Genomic DNA, 17,404 nt, shown 5'->3' with positions numbered 1-17,404 from the left:
CATGCGTACCGAAACCCTGCAGGATGTCATTGCGCGTACGCGCAGCTTCCATGAGCAGTTGAATAAACGATTACAGGAGGGGCGCGAGGCCAGTGATCGCAGTCGCGTCACGCTCTTGCTGGACTACCTGGCGCAGTTCGAGCAGACCCTCGCCGAACTGGTGACTGCGATAGAGCGGGGCGCGGACGGCAAGGCCCTGAATACCTGGTGCTACGAGTACCTGCACAAATACCCGATCGATCATATCGATGTCACGAGCATCCCGTCTCTGCAGGAGGACCCGGACCGGGTCATGGAAGTGGTCATGAATTACCACAATGAGGTGATTGGTCTCTATCGTTTCCTGCACCGGCGCATGGAGACCGAATCCTCGCGCGAATTGATGGCCAACCTGAAAACGCTCGAGGAGCAGCAGACCATGCAGATGATGCAGGCTGCGAACCGGCTGCAGGACGCCTGAGGCCGGCGCCGAAGCGTCAGCCTGCGTAGTGTGGCGGCGGTACGTTCCGCTGGTGCGTGCCGTTCCCTGGCGTCCTGCAAAGGTGCTTTCTGCACCCGCTGGTTGCAGGCTGTATGTCGCGCGAGGGGCCGGGTATTCCTCAATTGGTAACCTGTTGATGCAAATCAATCGTTGCGGGCGCGAGGAGCGGTAAATTTCCAGACACCGGGTGCCCGTGACCGATTCGGGCGCTACGATAACAACTGTTCCATTTACGATTGTCCGGGAGTCCCGATGCAGGTTGAAACTCTGGAAGATGTGCTTGACTGGACCACGGCATTGCACCGGAACCTCTCCGGGTGCCTGGCGGATTGCGCAAAAGCGAACGACGATAAACGTGCCAGCATGTTGCTGGATTACCTGGCCGAGCATGAGCAGCGGCTGTCTGGGCTCGTCGACCAGTTCGAGGTTGGCGCTGAAACCAGGGCGCTCAACACCTGGTGCTACGACTACATGGACAAGCATCCAATCGTTCACAGCACGCGCTGCGACGCGCCCTTCCAGGACATGGACGCGAAAGAGATCATGGATGTGGTCTCCGGCCAGCACCAACAGGTGATCGACCTGTACCGCTATCTTCACGCCAGGGCCGACATCGATGCGACCCGGGACCTGATGGAGAAGCTGAAGTCACTGGAGGAGCACGAGGCCATGCAGATGACCCAGGCTGCCAATCGCCTGCTGGACCTGTAACAGGGTTTGTATTCGGCGTAAGTAGCTGGGGTTTCGCGCCGGGAATCACAGCAAACGCAGAGGGAGACAGGATGAAACTGAACGCCGCCAAATTTGGTCTTGCTGCAGCGATCAGCTTTGGAAGCGCATGGCTGGTCTGTGCGCTGCTGGTGGTGCTGATGCCAGGGATGATGATGAGTATGTCCGGGGATATGGTGCATATGGACCTGGCCGGTATGGGCTGGGACCTGACTCTCCCCGGTGTGCTGGTTGGCCTGGTGGCCTGGTCGGTCAGCGCCGGTTTAATTGGCTGGCTACTGGCCCGGGTGTACAACCGGCTGGTCTAGAGGCCGGTGAGCGGTTCCGTTCTGTCGCTCTTTGCGCCGGCCCTGGCCTGATCCGGTTGTGGCAGTGGGTTGAACTTATTTGCTGGACCAGTGTATCTGCACAATCTTCCATCCCGAGTCCATGCGCCTGAGTACCAGTGTCTCCATGGCCAGCAGGTCGAGGGGCTTGCCCTGGTAGTCACCCTGCAGCCTGCTGCGGCCGTAGGCGTAGGCCAGTTCCCGGCCCTCCTGTACCTGCAGCTCCAGCTGGGTCGGTTGTAGCTGTTGCAGGAATTTCATATCCGCACCCAAGTGGTGGCCGGCGTATTCCTCCCGGGACCGCTCCACCTTGCCGCCCTCGAAAATGACCACATCCTCAGCCAGGGCGGCGAGCACAGCTTCCCGGTTACCAGTGCGCAGTGCGCGGTGGAAGGATTGCACTGCCCTGCCGGCATCCGAGTCCTGGCCGGAATACAGTGGGGTATCCGCTTGCTGTGCCTGCTTGTTTCCGTGTGCGGCGACGCCGAATGGGAGCAGGGCCAGCAGCGTGAGCAGCAGGACCCGGGTGGTGGTGCCCGGTAAAGGATCACGCGTCATAATGTTGTTCCTTCAAGTTTATTTATTTTTTTTGCGCTGGCGATCAGTGCCCCGGGCCGGTCAGTGTGGACAGCAGGGCGGTGGCCAGGAGGATCGCAGTCCCCACCAGCATCTCGGCGCGGATACTTCCGGAGAGCCCGGCGGCGGTGTTGGGCAACTGCGGCACCAGCCGCCATTTGTTCTGGGCCGCGAGCAGCAACAGGCTGGCGACCAGGGCAAGTTTCACCAGCATCGCCAGTCCGTAACTGCCCTGCACCAGGGCGCCGAAACCGCCGAGCAGGGAATACAGCACCCAGGTCCCGCAGATAACCAGCAGCGCTACAAGCCAGGAGGCCTGCTGTCCGAAGCGGGCCATGGCAGCGCCATACTGTGCGGGATCACCCTGGCGGCTCAGGCGCCAAAGGGGGTAGAGGGCACCCATCCACCAGGCGGCGAGCCCCGCGTGCAGCGACAGGGCGGCACGTACCCACAGGGAGGACTCGGCAGTATGGCCGCGCCAGCTGAATGGCAACAGCAACAGCACCGCCGCTACCAGCCACAGTATCGCGGCAGCCCGGTTCCTCCCCTGCAGCAGGCAAATGGCGGCAAGCGCCGCCACGGCAAAACCGGGAACCAGCAGCAAGGCCACTTCGCCCGCCGGGGATTCCCACAGGATTGACAGGTAAAGCGGGTCGAACATGCCGGACAGGCCGGCTTCCGCGAATGTGCCTACCTGGAGCAGGAATCCCGAGACGGTGAACAGCAGGCCGGCGATCGCGGCGGGCAGCAGGTAGGTCCGTGCCTGCGGGCGGACATCACCCCGCGGTGTCCACTGCAGGACGGCGGCTGTGCCACCCACACATACCGAAAGCGCGCCGTAGAGCAGCCACTTGTTCAGCGCAAACGCTGCGGCCCACACGACTTATTTTTCCGCGACGATCTTGAACGAGAGGTTGCCGGTCATCTTGTGGCCGTCGCCTCCCATCGCCATCCAGGAAACCGTATAGTCGCCCGCGTCCAGGGCCGGCAGTGGCAGGCTGATATCTCTCTCCGCCACCGCGCCGGGCATAAAGGCCAGCTTGACTTCACCCCGATCGGTCTCTTCCAGTGAGACCCGCATCAGGCGGACCTTACCGGAAAATTGCAGTTTGAGTTCCACCGGCGGTTGGCTGAGTTCATCGCCGTCAGCCGGGCTGGAACCCTGCAGGCCGGTATGGGCGAAGAGCGCGGTACTGAAAAGCAGTGTGCCCAGTGCCAGCAACCTGGCGAATGAAGCTTTAAGCATGGTTAAACTCCCACGGGTTGTTTGTGCATTATTGGAATCGGTGGGGCCCCGGGCACCCGGGGAGCAACGTCCCGAAAGGTGCCCGGTTGCCCGGCCTAGAACCAGGCGTGTAGCCCGACCACCCAGGTGGTCTCGCCGGTGGACTCGCCCTCCGCGCGCAGGAAGTCGGCGGTGTTGCCGAATTTCTTCTCGTAATTCACGCCGATATAGGGCGCAAACTGCGGGGTGAATTCATAGCGCAGGCGTAGACCGGCCTCCACATCCGACAGGCCGGATCCGGTGTTTGTGTCCGGATCGTCCTGGCCATAGAAATTCGCCTCTACTTCCGGGCTCAGAATCCACTGTTGCGTAAACAGCAGCTCGTATTCCGCCTCCAGGCGCAATGCCGTATCACCATCATCACTGACAAACAGTGCCGAGTCCACTTCGAAGAAATAGGGTGCCAGGCCGTTAAAGCCGATTGCGCCCCAGTTCTTGCTGTCACCATCCTCCAGCTGGAAATCATGGCGTACGCCTACCTGCAGGTCCCAGTAGGGCGCGATCGCGCGGCTGTACAGGGCCTGTAATTCGGCGTTTTCGGTGCTGCCTTCCTCGCGCTCCACTTCGGTCTTGAGCCACAGCTTGTTCCTGTCGCTGCCAAACCAGGCACTGCCCTCAAGGGCGCTGCCCTCATGCTCGCGTACTTCCAGCTGGTCAATGGTGACCTTGGTCAGCAGGACCTCGTGATCCATGACATGGTCGGGCTGGTCAGGGGCATGCTCCAGGTTAGCTGCCGCCGGCACCTGCATATCGCCATGGTGGCCGTGGTGCTCCCCGGATTGCGGCATGGAGTGGCCTTTGTGGGCCCCGTGGCCACTTTCACCTTTCGGCTCATCGCCCGCCGCAGTCGTTGCTCCGGTGTTATGTGACTCGTGCGCGCCGTGACCCTGGTGATCCATGGCATCCTGCGCCAGGACCTGGGATGTAACGAACGCGCTGCAGAAAAATAGCAGTGTTTTCAATTTCATCATCGCGCTCCTTATACGACCCGCACTTCGCGGAACATTCCCGGCATGTGGTACAGCAGGTGACAGTGGTAGGCCCAGCGGCCGTAGGCATCGGCGGTGACCAGGTAACTGACCTTGGAGCCGGGCTGTACCAGGATGGTGTGCTTGCGCGGAATGTATTCGGCGTCGCCGGTTTCCAGCTCGCTCCACATACCGTGCAGGTGGATCGGGTGCGTCATCATGGTGTCGTTCACCAGGGTGATGCGAATCCGCTCGCCATATTTCAGCACCAGCGGCTCGGCATCATTGAACTTGATGCCGTTCATCGACCACATATAGCGGTGCATATTTCCGGTCAGGTGCAGCTGTAATTCCCGGGTGGGTTCGCGTCGGTCGAGGGTCGGCGTCAGGTTGCGGATATCGCTGTAATTGAGTACCCGCCGGCCGTAGCGCTCGGCGTGGTCGCGCAGCCCGATACCCGGGTCGTGCAGGCCGTTGGCCGGCATTTCCGAGCGCATGTCCACGCCGTAGCCGTGCTCACTGGGCAGGTGGACGATCGGGCTGTTACTGCCGTGGCCGGCCCGCCCCAGGTCGTTTGTATGCCAGACCCCCTGCATGCCGCCGAGTTCCGGGCGACCGCCGTGCAGGCTGTAACCCTTCATGTCCGCCTTGTGCTGGCTGTGGTCCATGCCATCCATGGTGCTACCGTGCTGACTGTGGTCCATACCGCCCATGTCGGCACCGTGCTGGCTGTGGTCCATACCACTCATGTCGCCATGGCCGCTGTGGTCCATTTTGCCTGCCGCCTTGTTCATGTCGTGGCCGCCATGGCTGCCGTGCCCCATGCCCATGTCGCGGTGTCCCAGCACCGGGGCGTAATCCATCGCCGGAACCTCGGCCCGCAGGGAAGGGTCCGCGGTCAGGGTGCCGCGGGCGTAGCCGCTGCGGTCGATGGTCTGGGCAAACAGCGTGTAAGCGTGGTCGCCTGCCGGTTCCACCACCACGTCGTAAGTCTCCGCAACACCGATGCGGAATTCATCCACCGTGACCGGCTCGATATTCTGGCCATCGCTCGCCACGACAGTCATCTTCAGGCCGGGAATACGAATATCGAAAATCGACATGGCCGAGCCGTTGATAAAGCGCAGGCGGACTTTTTCGCCGCGCCGGAACAGGGCGGTCCAGTTGGCGTCCGGTGTCTGGCCATTCATCAGGTAGGTGTAGGTGTAACCGGTAACGTCGGAAATGTCGCGGTCGGACATGCGCATGTCGTTCCACATTTCCCGCTCGCGCCAGGTCTGCGCCACCCCCTTTTCGCGAATGTCGCGCCACAGGTCTCCCGCTGTGCGCCGGCGACGATTGTAGTAGTGGCCTTCCTTTTTCAGCCTGGCGTAGATGTCGTGCGGGGATTCATCGCTCCAGTCAGTCAGCATCACTACGTAGTCGCGGTCATAGGCCACCGGGTCGGGTTCGGCGGGATCGATGACGATGGCCCCGTAGTGGCCCTGTTGTTCCTGGAAGTCGGAATGGCTGTGGTACCAGTAGGTGCCACTCTGGTTTACCGGGAACTGGTAGGTAAATGTTTCACCGGGCTTGATGCCGTTGAAGCTGAGCCCGGGGACACCATCCATATTGCTGGGCAGGATCAGGCCGTGCCAGTGGATGGAAGTGTCGTGGGCGAGATGGTTGGTGACATTCAGCGTGACGGTCTGGCCTTCTTTCCAGCGCAGGATCGGCGCCGGTACACCACCGTTCACCGCCACTGCGGTGCGGTCGCGGCCGGTAAAATTCACCGGGAGGTAATTGACGCTCAGGTCAAACTGGTTTCCCCGCAGGGTCTGGGGAGCGGGGTTCGTTCTGGGCGCACCCGCGGTGAGGCTGCCAGGCATGCCCAGCAGCGCCGCCCCGGCGGCCATACCGGTCACAAAGCGGCGCCTGGAGATCTGCGGGAACCCGACCGGTTGAGGATCTGTTTTTTTCATTGCACACCTCAGTACTGTTGTTCTGCGCTGTCGATCTGTGCGTACACGCTCTCGCTGCCATCTTCGTGCAGCAGCATGATGGCGTAGGGAGTGAAACGATCGCCCACTTCCATGCCCGGGCTACCCAGGGGCATTGCCGGCACGGCCAGGCCGCGCGCACCGGCGGGCGGGTGTTGCAGGAACTGGCGGATGTAGCGGGCCGGTATATGGCCCTCGAACACGAAGCCTTCGGCTGACACACTGGTGTGGCAGGACTGGTGCCGCGGCGCGATCCCGTGCTGGCCCTTGACCGCATTCAGGTCGTCGACATTTTTTGCGGTCACTGCAAAGCCATTGTCGCGGGCGTGTTCCACCCACTTCCCGCAGCAGCCACAGGTGGCGCTCTTGAAGGTTGTAATGGGGATGTCTGTCGATGCTGCGGCAACGGCCGGGCCTGCCGCACCGGCTTTCTCGCCGGTACAGGCGGCAAGGAGGAGGGCTGCCAGGCTGCCGAGCAGGGTGGCTTTCACTTTGCGATACATAACTGGATTTCCATAAATATAATTCGGGTGGTCGCAGCAATGGCGGCACATGGGGCCGGCCTGCAAACGCGCGCATGCCGGGGCAATGCCGTCCTGCTACGGAGTGTTCGGTTGGGATTGCGCCTTTTTACGGGCGCACTGCCCCTGTGGTCAGGCAGTTATGGGCGGGCGGAACTCGCTTTCCGGGACTGGAGAGGAGACGATTTCCCGGTAGGTGCTGTCGGAAACGGGGCGCAGCGGTTGCGAGGCGCAATCCTCCGCGACGGGAACTGCCGAGGCGCAGTGGCCAGGACAGCAGGTACATTCCTGGGTGCAGTCATCGCCGGCGGTGGCCGGATCCGCACAGTGGTCCCGGTTGTCGCTCACCGGGTCGATATTACTTTCACCGCAATGATCCATGCCTGCCATGCCGGCAGTGCCTTCCGCAGGAGAGGCTTCTCCCGGGCCGGAAAGGGACACCGCCGCGGGAACCTGGCCGTGCATGTCCACGCACGCCTGGGCCGCCACCTGTCCGAAGACGGTGACCAGCATCAGCAACAGCAATGTCCGTGCGGTGAATTTGTACATTAAATGTCTTGTCCCGTAAGTCCGGAAGCCTGGTTCGCGAAGAGACCCGCCGGAGATTAGTGGCTGCGGGAGCGCATTGCAAGGCACTCCCGCAGCCGACTGCTCAGCGGTCAACCGCTTCAGCAGCCGAAGTCATCAAACGCGATCTGTTCCCGCGGTACGCCCAGTGCCGTGAGCATGGCGATGCTCGCCTTGAGCATGGCCGGGGGGCCGCAGAGGTAAAACTCGCACTCGTCCAGGTCCTGGTGTCCGCGCAGGTACTGTTCCGCCGCAATATCGCTGATGTAACCGGTAGGGCCGGACCAGCGGTCATCCGGGTGCGGTTCCGACAGTCCCAGGTGGCAGTGGAAATTGGGGTGCTCGGCCGCGAGGGTATCAAACAGGTCCCGGTAAAAAACCTCGCGAAGACTCCGAGCGCCGTACCAGAAGTGGATCCTTCGCCGGCTACCGCGGTTGCGCAGCTGGTCCACGATGATCGAGCGCAGCGGTGCCATGCCCGCGCCACCACCGATCAGGATCATTTCCCGGTCGTTGTCGCTGGCGTGGAAGCTGCCAAAGGGGCCGCTCAGCTGTACGCGGTCACCCCTGGTGAGGTTGAACATGTAGCTTGAACCGGCGCCGGCAGGCACTGCGGCCTGGCCCGGGGGCGGGGGCTGGATGCGCACATTCAGGGAAATGATGCCCTCTCCGTCGGTGCCGTCGAGGGCCTCGCCGGGGGCGCTGGCCATCGAGTATGAGCGCCGCAGGGGCTCGCCGTGCGCGCCGGCAGGGGTGTCGTGCCACTGTTGCCAGTCGTCGCGGTAAGCGGGCTCCACAATCATTTCTCCCAGCCGCAGCTGGTGTGGGGGGATCTCCACCTGCACAAAACTGCCGGCACGGAAGGAAAAGGGCCCGCTGCTGTCGGGGCGCAGCCGGATTTCCTTGATAAAGGGCGTCAGGAAACGGCTTTCAACCACCTCGGCCTCGAACTGGCCGGCCTGCAGCACGCTGTCATCCAGCACCAGGCGGGTTGCGCCGCTGGCGCGCTGCTGGCAGGCGAGGCGGTAACCGGCGGAGAGCTCGGATGGGGACAGGAGGGCCTTCTCATTGCCGGTGACTGGCGTGTCCGCCGGCATCTGCACCAGGCAGAGGCCACAGCTGCCACCGCCGCCGCAGTTGGAGGGCAGCTGCACGCCGTTGGCGGCGAGGCCCTCGAACAGGCTCACGCCGCTGGGCAGTGCCAGCTCCTGCACCGGCGCGGCGGCCCGGTCAAGCAGGGTTACGGCCACCTTACTGCGGCGCAACTTTGCCACCAGGTTGAAGTCGTGGCGGCTGAAGCTGGAAAACAGTAGCAGGCAGCCGGAGATCGCCATCAGCAGGGCGCCGATGCCGAAGGCGATCACGAACGGGTTGTTGAAATCCTGCCGCTCGGTGTAGTCCATGATGTGCAGCATCCAGAAGATGTCGAACAGCCGCCAGCTGTCATTGCGGCGCTCCAGCACCTGCCCGTCCCGGGCAGAAATGTACAGGGTCGTGCCGAACTCATCGGCGACATCCACCCGCCAGATGGGACCACTGTGGCCACGTGTTTCCATGGTGGCGGACTCGAGCATGACGGGTTCGCCGACCAGGCTGTCGTCACCGGCATAGTCCCGTGCGGCGATATCGGCGGCCGTGGTGGCGTCGATGGCCAGCAACCCGCCGCTGCGGGCATCGCGCAGCTGGATTCCCTCTGCAGTTTCCACCCGGTAGACCGGGCGGTCCAGGCCCGGTTGCAGGCGAATGGAGAATACCGCCCCGCTGTCCAGGCGGCGGGCAATTTCCGCATGGGAGAGCAGCGATTGTTGCGGCGCGATAGCCTGCGCCGCCTGCCGTTCGGCCAGGTGACGACCGCTGACCATGCTGGAGTCCAGCAGGGCAAAGGCGAGGCCACTGGCCAGCCAGATCGCGAGCTGCAGGCCAATGACCAGGCTCAGCCACTTGTGGGCTGTCTTGACGAAACTCATCGTGCACCTCCCGCCTGCGGGCTCGCAGTCACGCTATCGCGGCGGCGCCCGAAACTGTAGAACAGCAAAACCAGGCCGGCGATAACAGCACTGAGGCTCACCAGGGTGATGGTCAGCAGCAGCGGGTTGTGGATGTCCGCGCGCTCCTCGTAATCCATGATGTGCAGCATCCAGAAGAAGTCGAACGCGCGCCAGTAATCATGGCGCCGGGTAACCAGCGCACCGGTGTCCGGGTGGATATAAAAACTGGTGCCGTAGCGATCGTCGAAGTCGACACGCCACAGGGGCAGCAGGCGCGACTGGAGCTCGGTGGGAGGGTTTTCCTCGATCAGTTGCGCGCTTCCGGCAGCTATCTCGCCGGTATAGTAGTGCTCCGCCAGCTCAATGGCGCGGTCCCGCTCTATGGGGGATACCTCGATACCACTGCGGGCATCAACCAGGTGCGCACCATCGTTATCGCGCAGGATGTAGAACGGTTTCCCCTGGATGGCCTTGAGCTGCACCGACAGGGGGTCGCTGTACTCGCGCAGCAGGTCTTCGGTGGGAACGAGTTGCGCAGTGTTGTCCGGTAGTGGCTCACGCAGGTTTTTTACCAGGTGGTCGCCGTGGATAAAATCCAGGTCCATCACCACCATGTAGACGCCACTCAGGGTCCACAGCAGGGCCTGGATACCGACAAACAGGAACAGCCATTTGTGGATCTTCCTGGAAAGTGATGCCGTTTTCATGATTATTTTTCTCTGGGTTACAGCTGGTGAGAAAGTAAACAGCAGGCGGGAGTGTACCTCCCGCCGCCGTGAATGTCCCGGCTGCTTCAGTCGAAGCGGTAGGTCATGCGCATATAGCTGCGCATGCCGGCCAGGTCATAGGTCATGGTATCGGTATTGCCGTCCGTCCAGCTGGCAACCCGCGGCGCTTCCTGGTCGAACAGGTTGTCCACGCCCACGCTCATCCGCAATGCGTCGCTCAGGGCATATGAGAACTGCACATTGTGGTAGAAGATATTGGGCATGCTGGAACCGATGCCGCTGTCCGCATTGAAGTCGTCACCCTCGCCGATCATGCGGATCGAGTAGGTGCCGCTCCACTGGTTGCCGCGTGTGGTCAGCGAGGTGTTGGTGCGCCAGTGCGGGTAGCCCCCGTTGCCACTACCGATGTAGCCGGCGAGCACAAACGGGGCGTCCCCCTCGAACGCCACGGTCTCGTACTCCTGCAGGTATGAGGCCTTGAAGTCCAGGGTGTGGGACAGGCCGGCGAAATCGAAGTCGTACAGCGCGCCGAAGTCGATGCCCTGCATGGTTTCCCTGCCGGTGTTGAACTTCTGCGTGGACAGGTAGTTCACATCGCCGTTGACCGGGTTGCGGGTGTGCTGGTCCGGTGCGCAGAAAGCGTGGCCGAGATTGGCCGACTCATAGCACATGGCAAGCTTGGTGGAGCCGGACACTTCGCGGATGGCATCGTCGATTTCGATATCGAAGTAGTCGAGGGTCAGGGACAGGCCGTCCAGCGGCTGCAACACCAGGCCCAACGTGAAAGTTTCGGCGCTCTCCGGCGTCAGGTTCTGGTTGCCGCCCCGGTCGGTCAGGATAGTGGTGCCCAGCTGGGTATAGTTCAGCGGCACACCGGCATCCCGGCAGTTCTGGTAGACAGTGCTGGACGGGTCCAGTGAGGCGTAGTCCGAGCAGGGGTCGACGGTGGTCAGGTTGCCCTCGGAAACGCCGCCGAACAGCTCCGGTACATTCGGCACGCGGAAGGCGGTGGTCATGGTGCCGCGCACCTTGAGCATGTCGTTTACCTGCCAGTTGAGGCCCGCCTTGTAGGTGTCCTCGCCGTCGAACAGGTCATAGTCGGAGTAGCGCATCGCCAGGTCCAAATCCAGCGATTGCACCAGTGGCAGTCCGGCCAGCACCGGCACCAGCATTTCCGCATACACTTCGCGGGCCTCGGTGGAGCCGGAGATCGGGTCCGCCTGGTTGCCCAGCGCGTAACCCGCCTGCACAAGTGAGTCGGGTTTGCGCCAGCCGCTGTCCTCGCGCCATTCGATCCCGGTGGCAAAGCCGACGGTACCGGCAGGCATTTCGAACAGGTCACCATTGACGTGAGCACTGATGCTCTTCTGTTCGTTGCCACCGGTGCCTTCCTGGTTGAAGACGATATAGTCGAGTACATCGCCGGTCACGTCCCCGTAGCCAAGGAAGTCAGCGCAGGGGATACCGTCCATGCCGCACAGGCTGGGGTCGAGGGTTTCGCCCACACGCTGCATGTTGATGTTGTTGGCGATAGCGTCGGTGGCAGTGTTGCGTCCCCAGTTGAAGGCGACCTCATAGCCCCAGTTGCCGTTGATATCGCCCTCGATCCCGGTTACCGCGCGCCAGGTATCCACCTCCTGGTAGAAATCTCGCGCGCCGTTTTCCAGCAGGCGACGACGCTCCAGCACGAAATCAGTACCGGTGGGGTTGGTGGGGTGGTCCGCGGAGTAGGCAATGCCTGACAGGCTTGCCGGGGAGGCCGGCTGCATGGACTGGCGGTTGGTAAACATCAGTTCGGTGAACAGGGTGGCCGAGTCGGTTATGTCGAAGTTGCCCAGGGTGGTGAAGCTGAAGCGTTCGATCGGCTGCACCGCATTGAAATAGGGGTTGTAATTGAAGCCGTGTTTGGCGCCATCGTAGCGCTCGTAAAAGTCGCCGTTGCCACCCGGGTCCTGGTTGAAATTGATCCGGGTGGGCTCGGTCAGCACGGTACCGTCGGCCAGCACGGCCCCGGCCGGCAGGGTGGCGCGACCACCAATGGTCGATGAACTGCCGCTGCACTCGGTATAGCTGTCACCGGTCAGCGGGCAGGGTACGCGGTCGACCAGCGGCGAGGGGCCGTTGTCCTGGTAGCTCATGTTGACCATCAGGTTGCCGCGGTCACCGGAAACGCCCCAGGTCAGGTCGAGCACGGTTTCCTCGCCATCGCCGAGGGCAGTCTGCCCATACTTGCCTTCGATCTCCAGGCCATCGAATTCCTTCTTGGTGATCAGGTTTACAACGCCCGCGACAGCGTCAGCGCCGTAGGTGGCCGAGGCACCGTCCTTCAAAACCTCGATGCTGGAAATCAGTGACATGGGAATCATGGACAGGTCGACGCTGCTGTTGGCGCCAGTGCCGCCGTTGACAACCCGACGGCCATTGACCATTACCAGCGTGCGATTGATGCCCAGGCCGCGCAGGTTGATCTGCGGCGTGCCCCAGCCGTTTGACGTCCAGTAGGCATTGGTCTGGTTGCCGCCGAAGCCCGCTGCCGCAGGAATGGATTGCAGCAGGTTCTCCAGTGAGCTGTGACCGGTGGCTTCGATGGAAGCCTCGCTCAGGACGGTTACCGGGCCGACACCCTCGATGTCAGCGCGCTTGATACGTGTGCCGGTTACGTTCACTTCCTCTATCTCCGGCTTGGCAACAGTGCTGTCGTCCTGTGCCAGCGCCAGCTGGCCATAACCAGCGACTGCAGTGGCGAATGCAAGGAAGAGAGGCGTTCTTGTCAGTGTTTTACAGGGACGAGTCATTGAGTTGTCCTCTAGTTCTAATCTGTTATGCCTGTCGCGGGGCGACAGGTTGCACGCGTCAGCCAGGTGTTTGGCAACGCGGCCCTAAGACAGGGCGCAATTTATGCGCGGGATTCCAGGCGTCGGAGGTGCCCCGGTGCAGGAGTTGTTTACTGCGGGCGCACCAATCCTGCTCAGGTGGTAATGGGGGGCCGCAAGGCAGCTTCGGGGAGAGGGGATGACTGGAGTTCTGCGTAGAGTGTGTGCGCTACAGGCGCCTGCGCTGCGGGGCCATGGACACTCTGGGCAGTGATCGCACTCGCGCAGTGGCCCGGGCAACAGCTGCAGGCCTGCTCGCAGCTTTCAGGGCCGCTATCCTGGATTGTGGAGGCCTGGGACGTTGCGTCACAGTGATGGGATTCCGGGGCGCAGTGTTGTGCTGCCTGCCCGGCCTGGTGATGTTCACCGCCGTGCTCGCCACCACTGTTGCCCCCGGCACAGGGTGCCGCGAAGGCCTGGCCGTTCAGGGCCAGTGCCAGCGTAATCAACAATATACGCGTGAGGGCAAGTGACATCAGGTTTTTCAGGGCTATGTAATTATTATCATCAGACAGCTCGAGAATAAGCGGTAACAGTTGTCTATACAAGCCCGGTGGGCCGGTGGTGTTACGCCAGATACCGGATGGGGAGGCTTATGTCGGGTTCGGCGACAGGCATGTTTAAATAATTTTTGCGGTGTCCCGGCTGTCCTGCGGATAACCATCCTTTCACATTATTGTTTTGTGTTATCAGCCTGCGAAATTGTGCAGTGCTTGTGGGAATAGACTGAAGTGGCCAGCGGGTAACTCCCCGGGGGAAGCAATGAAGGGCCAGAAGCAGGGTGAATGGGATCGCAAAGGGGATAGAGGAGGGTACAAGCGACAGCTGCGGGACCTGCAGGTGCGGCTCGTGTCCCTGCAGCGCGAGCTGATCGCGAATAACCTGCAGATCCTGGTGCTGTTTGAGGGGCGCGATGCGGCCGGGAAGGATGGCACCATCAAGCGAATCGTTGAACACCTCAGTCCGCGCGAAACCCGGGTGGTGGCGCTGGGTAAGCCCTCGGACCGGGATAACGCCAGCTGGTATTTCCAGCGCTGGGTCCCGCACCTGCCGTCAGAAGGTGAAATGGTGCTGTTCAATCGAAGCTGGTACAACCGCGCCGGGGTCGAGCGGGTGATGGGCTTCTGCACCGAACACGACTACCGCCAGTTTATGACGTCGGTGGTGCCGTTCGAGCATATGCTGGTGAGCTCGGGTATCCAGATTATCAAGTACTACCTGGATATAGACCGCGAGGAACAGGCGCGTCGCCTCGCGGACCGGCGTCGGGATCCGCTCAAACAGTGGAAGGTCAGTCCGGTTGACGAAGTGGCACTGGCACACTGGGACGAATACAGCCTGGCCCGCAACGAGATGCTTGCCCGCAGTCACACAGAGCTGGTGCCCTGGACCGTAGTCCGAGCAAATAACAAGAAGCAGGCGCGGCTGAATGTGATCCGGCACCTGCTGCGGTCGGTGGAATGTCCCGGGAAGGATCATTGCGGGGGAAAACCCGATCCGGACATTGTCTTCCCCTATGACGGCCGCGAGTTGCTGCGGGGAAGGATCGCGCCCTGAACCCGCCAGCCCGGGGTTCTCCCGCGGGGCCGGGTTCGGGGGTCACTCCCCGGGCAATCCGCGCACCAGGTGCAGCTGCTCCAGTTCCGGGTCCTGTCCCGCTACCGCCAAGTAGAAGTCCCGGTTGTGCCTCTCGGGGTTTTCCACGCAGTAGAATTGCCAGGGCATATCGCCCTCGAGCTCCGGATCAATCAGTGCCTGGTGATCGCGGTCAAAAGTCGCAAAGTTGATTCGCCCCATCCCCTCAGAGATACCCGTGCCCCGGGCCTTGAAGAAAGCTTCCTTCAGTGTCCACAGGCGGTAGAACTGGCGCTCGGTGTCCGCTGCGGGCGGTGCCTCCAGCAGCGCACATTCGTCGGGGTGAAAGTAGCGGTGCGCAATGCGCATGACATTGCGCCGGGGGCGGGGCTGCTCGATATCGATACCCACCGGCCCCTGCTCACTGACCGCCAGCGCGATCCAGTCACCGCTATGGCTCAGGCTGAATTGCAGGCTGGGCTCGTCTGCCAGAATCGGCTTGCCGCTGGGCATGACGATAAACCGGAGTGACTGCGGGGGGCGGCCGGTGACCTGGCCCAGGACCCTGCGGAGCAGGACGCGACTCAGCAGGAAGCGGTGCCGGGCCTCACTGCTGCCAAGGCCGGTAAGCCGCTTATGCTCATCGGGCGTCAGCAGCCCGGCAAATGCCGCCGCCCTCCGGTCGTCGGGGCGAATATCGTCCAGTTTTAACAGCCAGGTACGGGTGGTCATGGTCCGGGAACTCCAACACAGTAGCCCAATGCTACCCGCTTGGCCCGAGCAGGTGCCACTGCCACGGTTTTCCCCGGCCCGTGCGGGCAGGTAAACTCTGCCGCCTGTTGTGAGTAAACCCGGTGGGGGACTGGCCGTGGCCAAGAAAAGCAAGACCGCCTTTGTATGTAACGAATGCGGAGCCGACTACACCAAGTGGGCCGGCCAGTGTAACGCCTGCGGCACCTGGAACAGCCTCAGCGAGGTACGCCTGGGTGCGGAACACACCGACAGCCGCGCCGCCAACTTCACCGACGCCCAGACTGGTTATGCCGGCGCCGCCGGTGCCGGCAAAGTGCAGAAACTGTCCGAGATCGACCTGAGTGAACTGCCGCGAATTCCCACCAACGCCGGGGAAATGGACCGGGTACTGGGCGGCGGCCTGGTACCGGGTTCCGTGGTGCTGATCGGTGGCCATCCCGGTGCCGGCAAGTCCACCATCCTGCTGCAGACCCTGTGCCACCTGGCCCGGCAGATGCCGGCACTGTACATCACCGGTGAGGAATCCCTGCAGCAGGTGGCCATGCGGGCCAAGCGGCTGGGGTTGCCGGCGGACGACCTGCAGATGCTGAGTGAGACCGAGGTCGAGCGGATCTGCCTGGCGGCCAGGGATGTCAAGCCGCGGGTAATGGTGGTCGACTCCATCCAGGTCATGCATATGAGCGATGTGCAGTCGGCCCCCGGCTCGGTGGCCCAGGTGCGCGAGAGTGCCGCCTACCTGACCCGCTATGCCAAGCAGACCGGTACTGCGCTGATCCTGGTGGGGCATGTCACCAAGGACGGCAGCCTCGCCGGCCCCAAGGTGCTGGAGCACATTATCGACTGCTCCATCCTGCTGGAGGGCACCCACGATTCCCGTTTCCGTACCCTGCGTGCCCACAAGAACCGCTTCGGTGCGGTCAATGAGCTGGGGGTGTTCGCCATGACCGAGCAGGGCCTGAAGGAGGTCTCCAACCCTTCCGCGATTTTCCTGCAGCGCGCCGAGGAAGTGGCAGCGGGATCGGTAGTGACCTCGGTGTGGGAGGGTACCCGCCCGCTGCTGGTGGAACTGCAGGCGCTGGTGGACGACAGCAGCCTGGGCAACCCGCGCCGGGTGGCCGTGGGCCTGGACCAGAACCGGCTGAATATGCTGCTGGCGGTACTGCACCGCCACGGCGGCGTCCTGGTCGGGGACCAGGATGTATTTATCAATGTGGTGGGTGGCGTGAAGGTCATGGAGACAAGCGCGGACCTCACCCTGTTACTGTCGGTGGTGTCCAGCTTCCGCAACCGCGTGCTGCCGCGCGACCTGATGGTGTTCGGTGAGGTGGGCCTGGCGGGTGAAATACGCCCGGTGCCCCACGGTCAGGAGCGCCTGCGGGAGGCCGCCAAGCACGGCTTTCGCAAGGCCATCGTCCCGGCCGCCAACCGCCTCAAGAGCGATATCGAGGGGATGGAAATAATTGCGGTCAAGACCCTGGCGGAAGCACTCAGCGCGATAGAGATGAGCTGAGCGCCCCGGTTGCCTCCTCAGGCTGGCTCAGGCTGGCTGTTGCCGTGAGAACAGGTGCATGGCCAGGTAGCCCAGGCCAATAGCGAACGGCAGCGTGGCTATTGCCAGTAGGGCAAACATGGCGTGATTGCTCGGGTCAGGGACAAAAACGCCAAACGCCGCGATGCCGGCGGCAACGGCGATCCAGACAATGCCACGCCGCAGGTCCTTCAACGGGTGCGGCTTGTTGTTGGCTCCCAGGTGCTCAATCAGGTCTGGTGTCAGCTCGACGCCCTTTTCCAGGGCCAGGCGCAGGGTGTTCTGGATCTCCAGGTTCCTTTTGGCGCGAAAGTTCAATACCAGCCAAAGTGAAACCCCGATCAGCAGGAAGACCCCGAAGGGGACCAGGAGTGCAAGAGTTGCTTCGTTCACGGTGTTCTCCGTCTTTTTCTTTGTCGTTAACTAATTGCCCATGCAATCGGTATGATGCATCGACAGGGCAATTCAGATGCACCCTCCGTGCGCGGGACCTTCGGGAACAGTGTTTCCTTATCGCAATGCGCCCC

General features: G+C 62.4%; 18 protein-coding genes. 5 read left to right on the top strand and 13 right to left on the bottom strand.

Annotated elements, in window-relative coordinates:
• Position 1 precedes the first annotated feature (1 nt).
• The 3 genes from ACH6CX_RS09340 to ACH6CX_RS09330 all read left to right on the top strand — a co-directional run bounded on the left by ACH6CX_RS09340 (position 2) and on the right by ACH6CX_RS09330 (position 1,518).
• On the top strand, positions 2-460 hold the full coding sequence (locus tag ACH6CX_RS09340; RefSeq protein WP_396675343.1) for a hypothetical protein: 459 nt from the start codon (positions 2-4) through the stop codon (positions 458-460).
• Between the two features lie 273 nt (positions 461-733).
• On the top strand, positions 734-1,192 hold the full coding sequence (locus ACH6CX_RS09335) for an ATPase (protein WP_237062791.1): 459 nt from the start codon (positions 734-736) through the stop codon (positions 1,190-1,192).
• A 71-nt stretch (positions 1,193-1,263) separates the two neighbouring features.
• Entirely contained in the window at positions 1,264-1,518 is a 255-nt protein-coding gene (locus ACH6CX_RS09330; RefSeq protein WP_237062789.1) for a DUF5676 family membrane protein, read from the top strand.
• Between the two features lie 75 nt (positions 1,519-1,593).
• Here the strand turns inward: ACH6CX_RS09330 and ACH6CX_RS09325 are convergent, their stop codons facing one another.
• From ACH6CX_RS09325 to ACH6CX_RS09275, 11 genes are all read right to left on the bottom strand, one after another.
• On the bottom strand, positions 1,594-2,094 hold the full coding sequence (locus ACH6CX_RS09325; protein ID WP_237062787.1) for a nuclear transport factor 2 family protein: 501 nt from the start codon (positions 2,092-2,094) through the stop codon (positions 1,594-1,596).
• 43 nt (positions 2,095-2,137) lie between these two features.
• The gene (locus ACH6CX_RS09320) at positions 2,138-2,992 is read right to left on the bottom strand and encodes a CopD family protein (protein WP_233006385.1); all 855 of its coding nucleotides are present in this window, start codon (positions 2,990-2,992) and stop codon (positions 2,138-2,140) included.
• Between the two features lie 3 nt (positions 2,993-2,995).
• Positions 2,996-3,358, bottom strand: coding sequence for a copper resistance CopC family protein (locus ACH6CX_RS09315; protein ID WP_233006384.1), 363 nt, complete (start codon positions 3,356-3,358; stop codon positions 2,996-2,998).
• 95 nt (positions 3,359-3,453) lie between these two features.
• The gene (locus tag ACH6CX_RS09310; RefSeq protein WP_396675342.1) at positions 3,454-4,365 is read right to left on the bottom strand and encodes a copper resistance protein B; all 912 of its coding nucleotides are present in this window, start codon (positions 4,363-4,365) and stop codon (positions 3,454-3,456) included.
• 11 nt (positions 4,366-4,376) lie between these two features.
• A complete protein-coding gene (locus tag ACH6CX_RS09305) occupies positions 4,377-6,326 on the bottom strand; it encodes a copper resistance system multicopper oxidase (protein ID WP_396675341.1) in 1,950 nt (649 codons plus the stop codon).
• A gap of 8 nt (positions 6,327-6,334) precedes the next feature.
• Positions 6,335-6,847, bottom strand: a complete 513-nt coding sequence (locus tag ACH6CX_RS09300) for a DUF411 domain-containing protein (RefSeq protein ID WP_233006382.1) — start codon at positions 6,845-6,847, stop codon at positions 6,335-6,337.
• Positions 6,848-6,997: 150 nt separating this feature from the next.
• Positions 6,998-7,414, bottom strand: a complete 417-nt coding sequence (locus tag ACH6CX_RS09295) for a hypothetical protein (protein ID WP_233006381.1) — start codon at positions 7,412-7,414, stop codon at positions 6,998-7,000.
• Between the two features lie 119 nt (positions 7,415-7,533).
• Positions 7,534-9,399 (bottom strand): NADH:ubiquinone reductase (Na(+)-transporting) subunit F, encoded by a 1,866-nt coding sequence (nqrF, locus tag ACH6CX_RS09290; RefSeq protein WP_396675340.1) that lies wholly within the window; start codon positions 9,397-9,399, stop codon positions 7,534-7,536.
• On the bottom strand, positions 9,396-10,127 hold the full coding sequence (locus ACH6CX_RS09285; RefSeq protein ID WP_237062775.1) for a hypothetical protein: 732 nt from the start codon (positions 10,125-10,127) through the stop codon (positions 9,396-9,398). The genes nqrF and ACH6CX_RS09285 overlap by 4 nt, the downstream gene beginning before the upstream one ends.
• A gap of 86 nt (positions 10,128-10,213) precedes the next feature.
• Positions 10,214-12,943: a TonB-dependent receptor domain-containing protein gene (locus ACH6CX_RS09280; RefSeq protein ID WP_396675339.1), complete on the bottom strand. Its 2,730-nt coding sequence runs from the start codon at positions 12,941-12,943 to the stop codon at positions 10,214-10,216.
• A 173-nt stretch (positions 12,944-13,116) separates the two neighbouring features.
• Positions 13,117-13,497 (bottom strand): hypothetical protein, encoded by a 381-nt coding sequence (locus tag ACH6CX_RS09275; protein WP_237062771.1) that lies wholly within the window; start codon positions 13,495-13,497, stop codon positions 13,117-13,119.
• A 286-nt stretch (positions 13,498-13,783) separates the two neighbouring features.
• Between ACH6CX_RS09275 and ppk2 the strand changes: the two genes are divergently transcribed.
• On the top strand, positions 13,784-14,578 hold the full coding sequence (ppk2, locus tag ACH6CX_RS09270) for a polyphosphate kinase 2 (protein ID WP_233006376.1): 795 nt from the start codon (positions 13,784-13,786) through the stop codon (positions 14,576-14,578).
• Positions 14,579-14,620: 42 nt separating this feature from the next.
• Here the strand turns inward: ppk2 and ACH6CX_RS09265 are convergent, their stop codons facing one another.
• Complete coding sequence (locus ACH6CX_RS09265) at positions 14,621-15,328, bottom strand: 4'-phosphopantetheinyl transferase superfamily protein (protein ID WP_334078622.1); 708 nt, start codon at positions 15,326-15,328, stop codon at positions 14,621-14,623.
• A 136-nt stretch (positions 15,329-15,464) separates the two neighbouring features.
• Here ACH6CX_RS09265 and radA point away from each other — a divergent pair, with 136 nt between their 5' ends.
• Entirely contained in the window at positions 15,465-16,859 is a 1,395-nt protein-coding gene (radA, locus tag ACH6CX_RS09260) for a DNA repair protein RadA (RefSeq protein WP_334078623.1), read from the top strand.
• A gap of 27 nt (positions 16,860-16,886) precedes the next feature.
• On the opposite strand, the gene ACH6CX_RS09255 is transcribed toward radA, so the two are convergent.
• Positions 16,887-17,270 carry a DUF6249 domain-containing protein gene (locus ACH6CX_RS09255; protein WP_396675338.1) on the bottom strand — a complete coding sequence of 128 codons (384 nt, stop codon included), beginning with the start codon at positions 17,268-17,270 and terminating at the stop codon, positions 16,887-16,889.
• Positions 17,271-17,404 lie beyond the last annotated feature (134 nt).

It is taken from the genome of Microbulbifer sp. JSM ZJ756, assembly GCF_044383805.1.
Taxonomy (GTDB): domain Bacteria; phylum Pseudomonadota; class Gammaproteobacteria; order Pseudomonadales; family Cellvibrionaceae; genus Microbulbifer; species Microbulbifer zhoushanensis.
The sequence above is the reverse complement of the archived record's forward strand: the minus strand, read 5'-3'. Positions and strand labels throughout refer to the sequence as shown.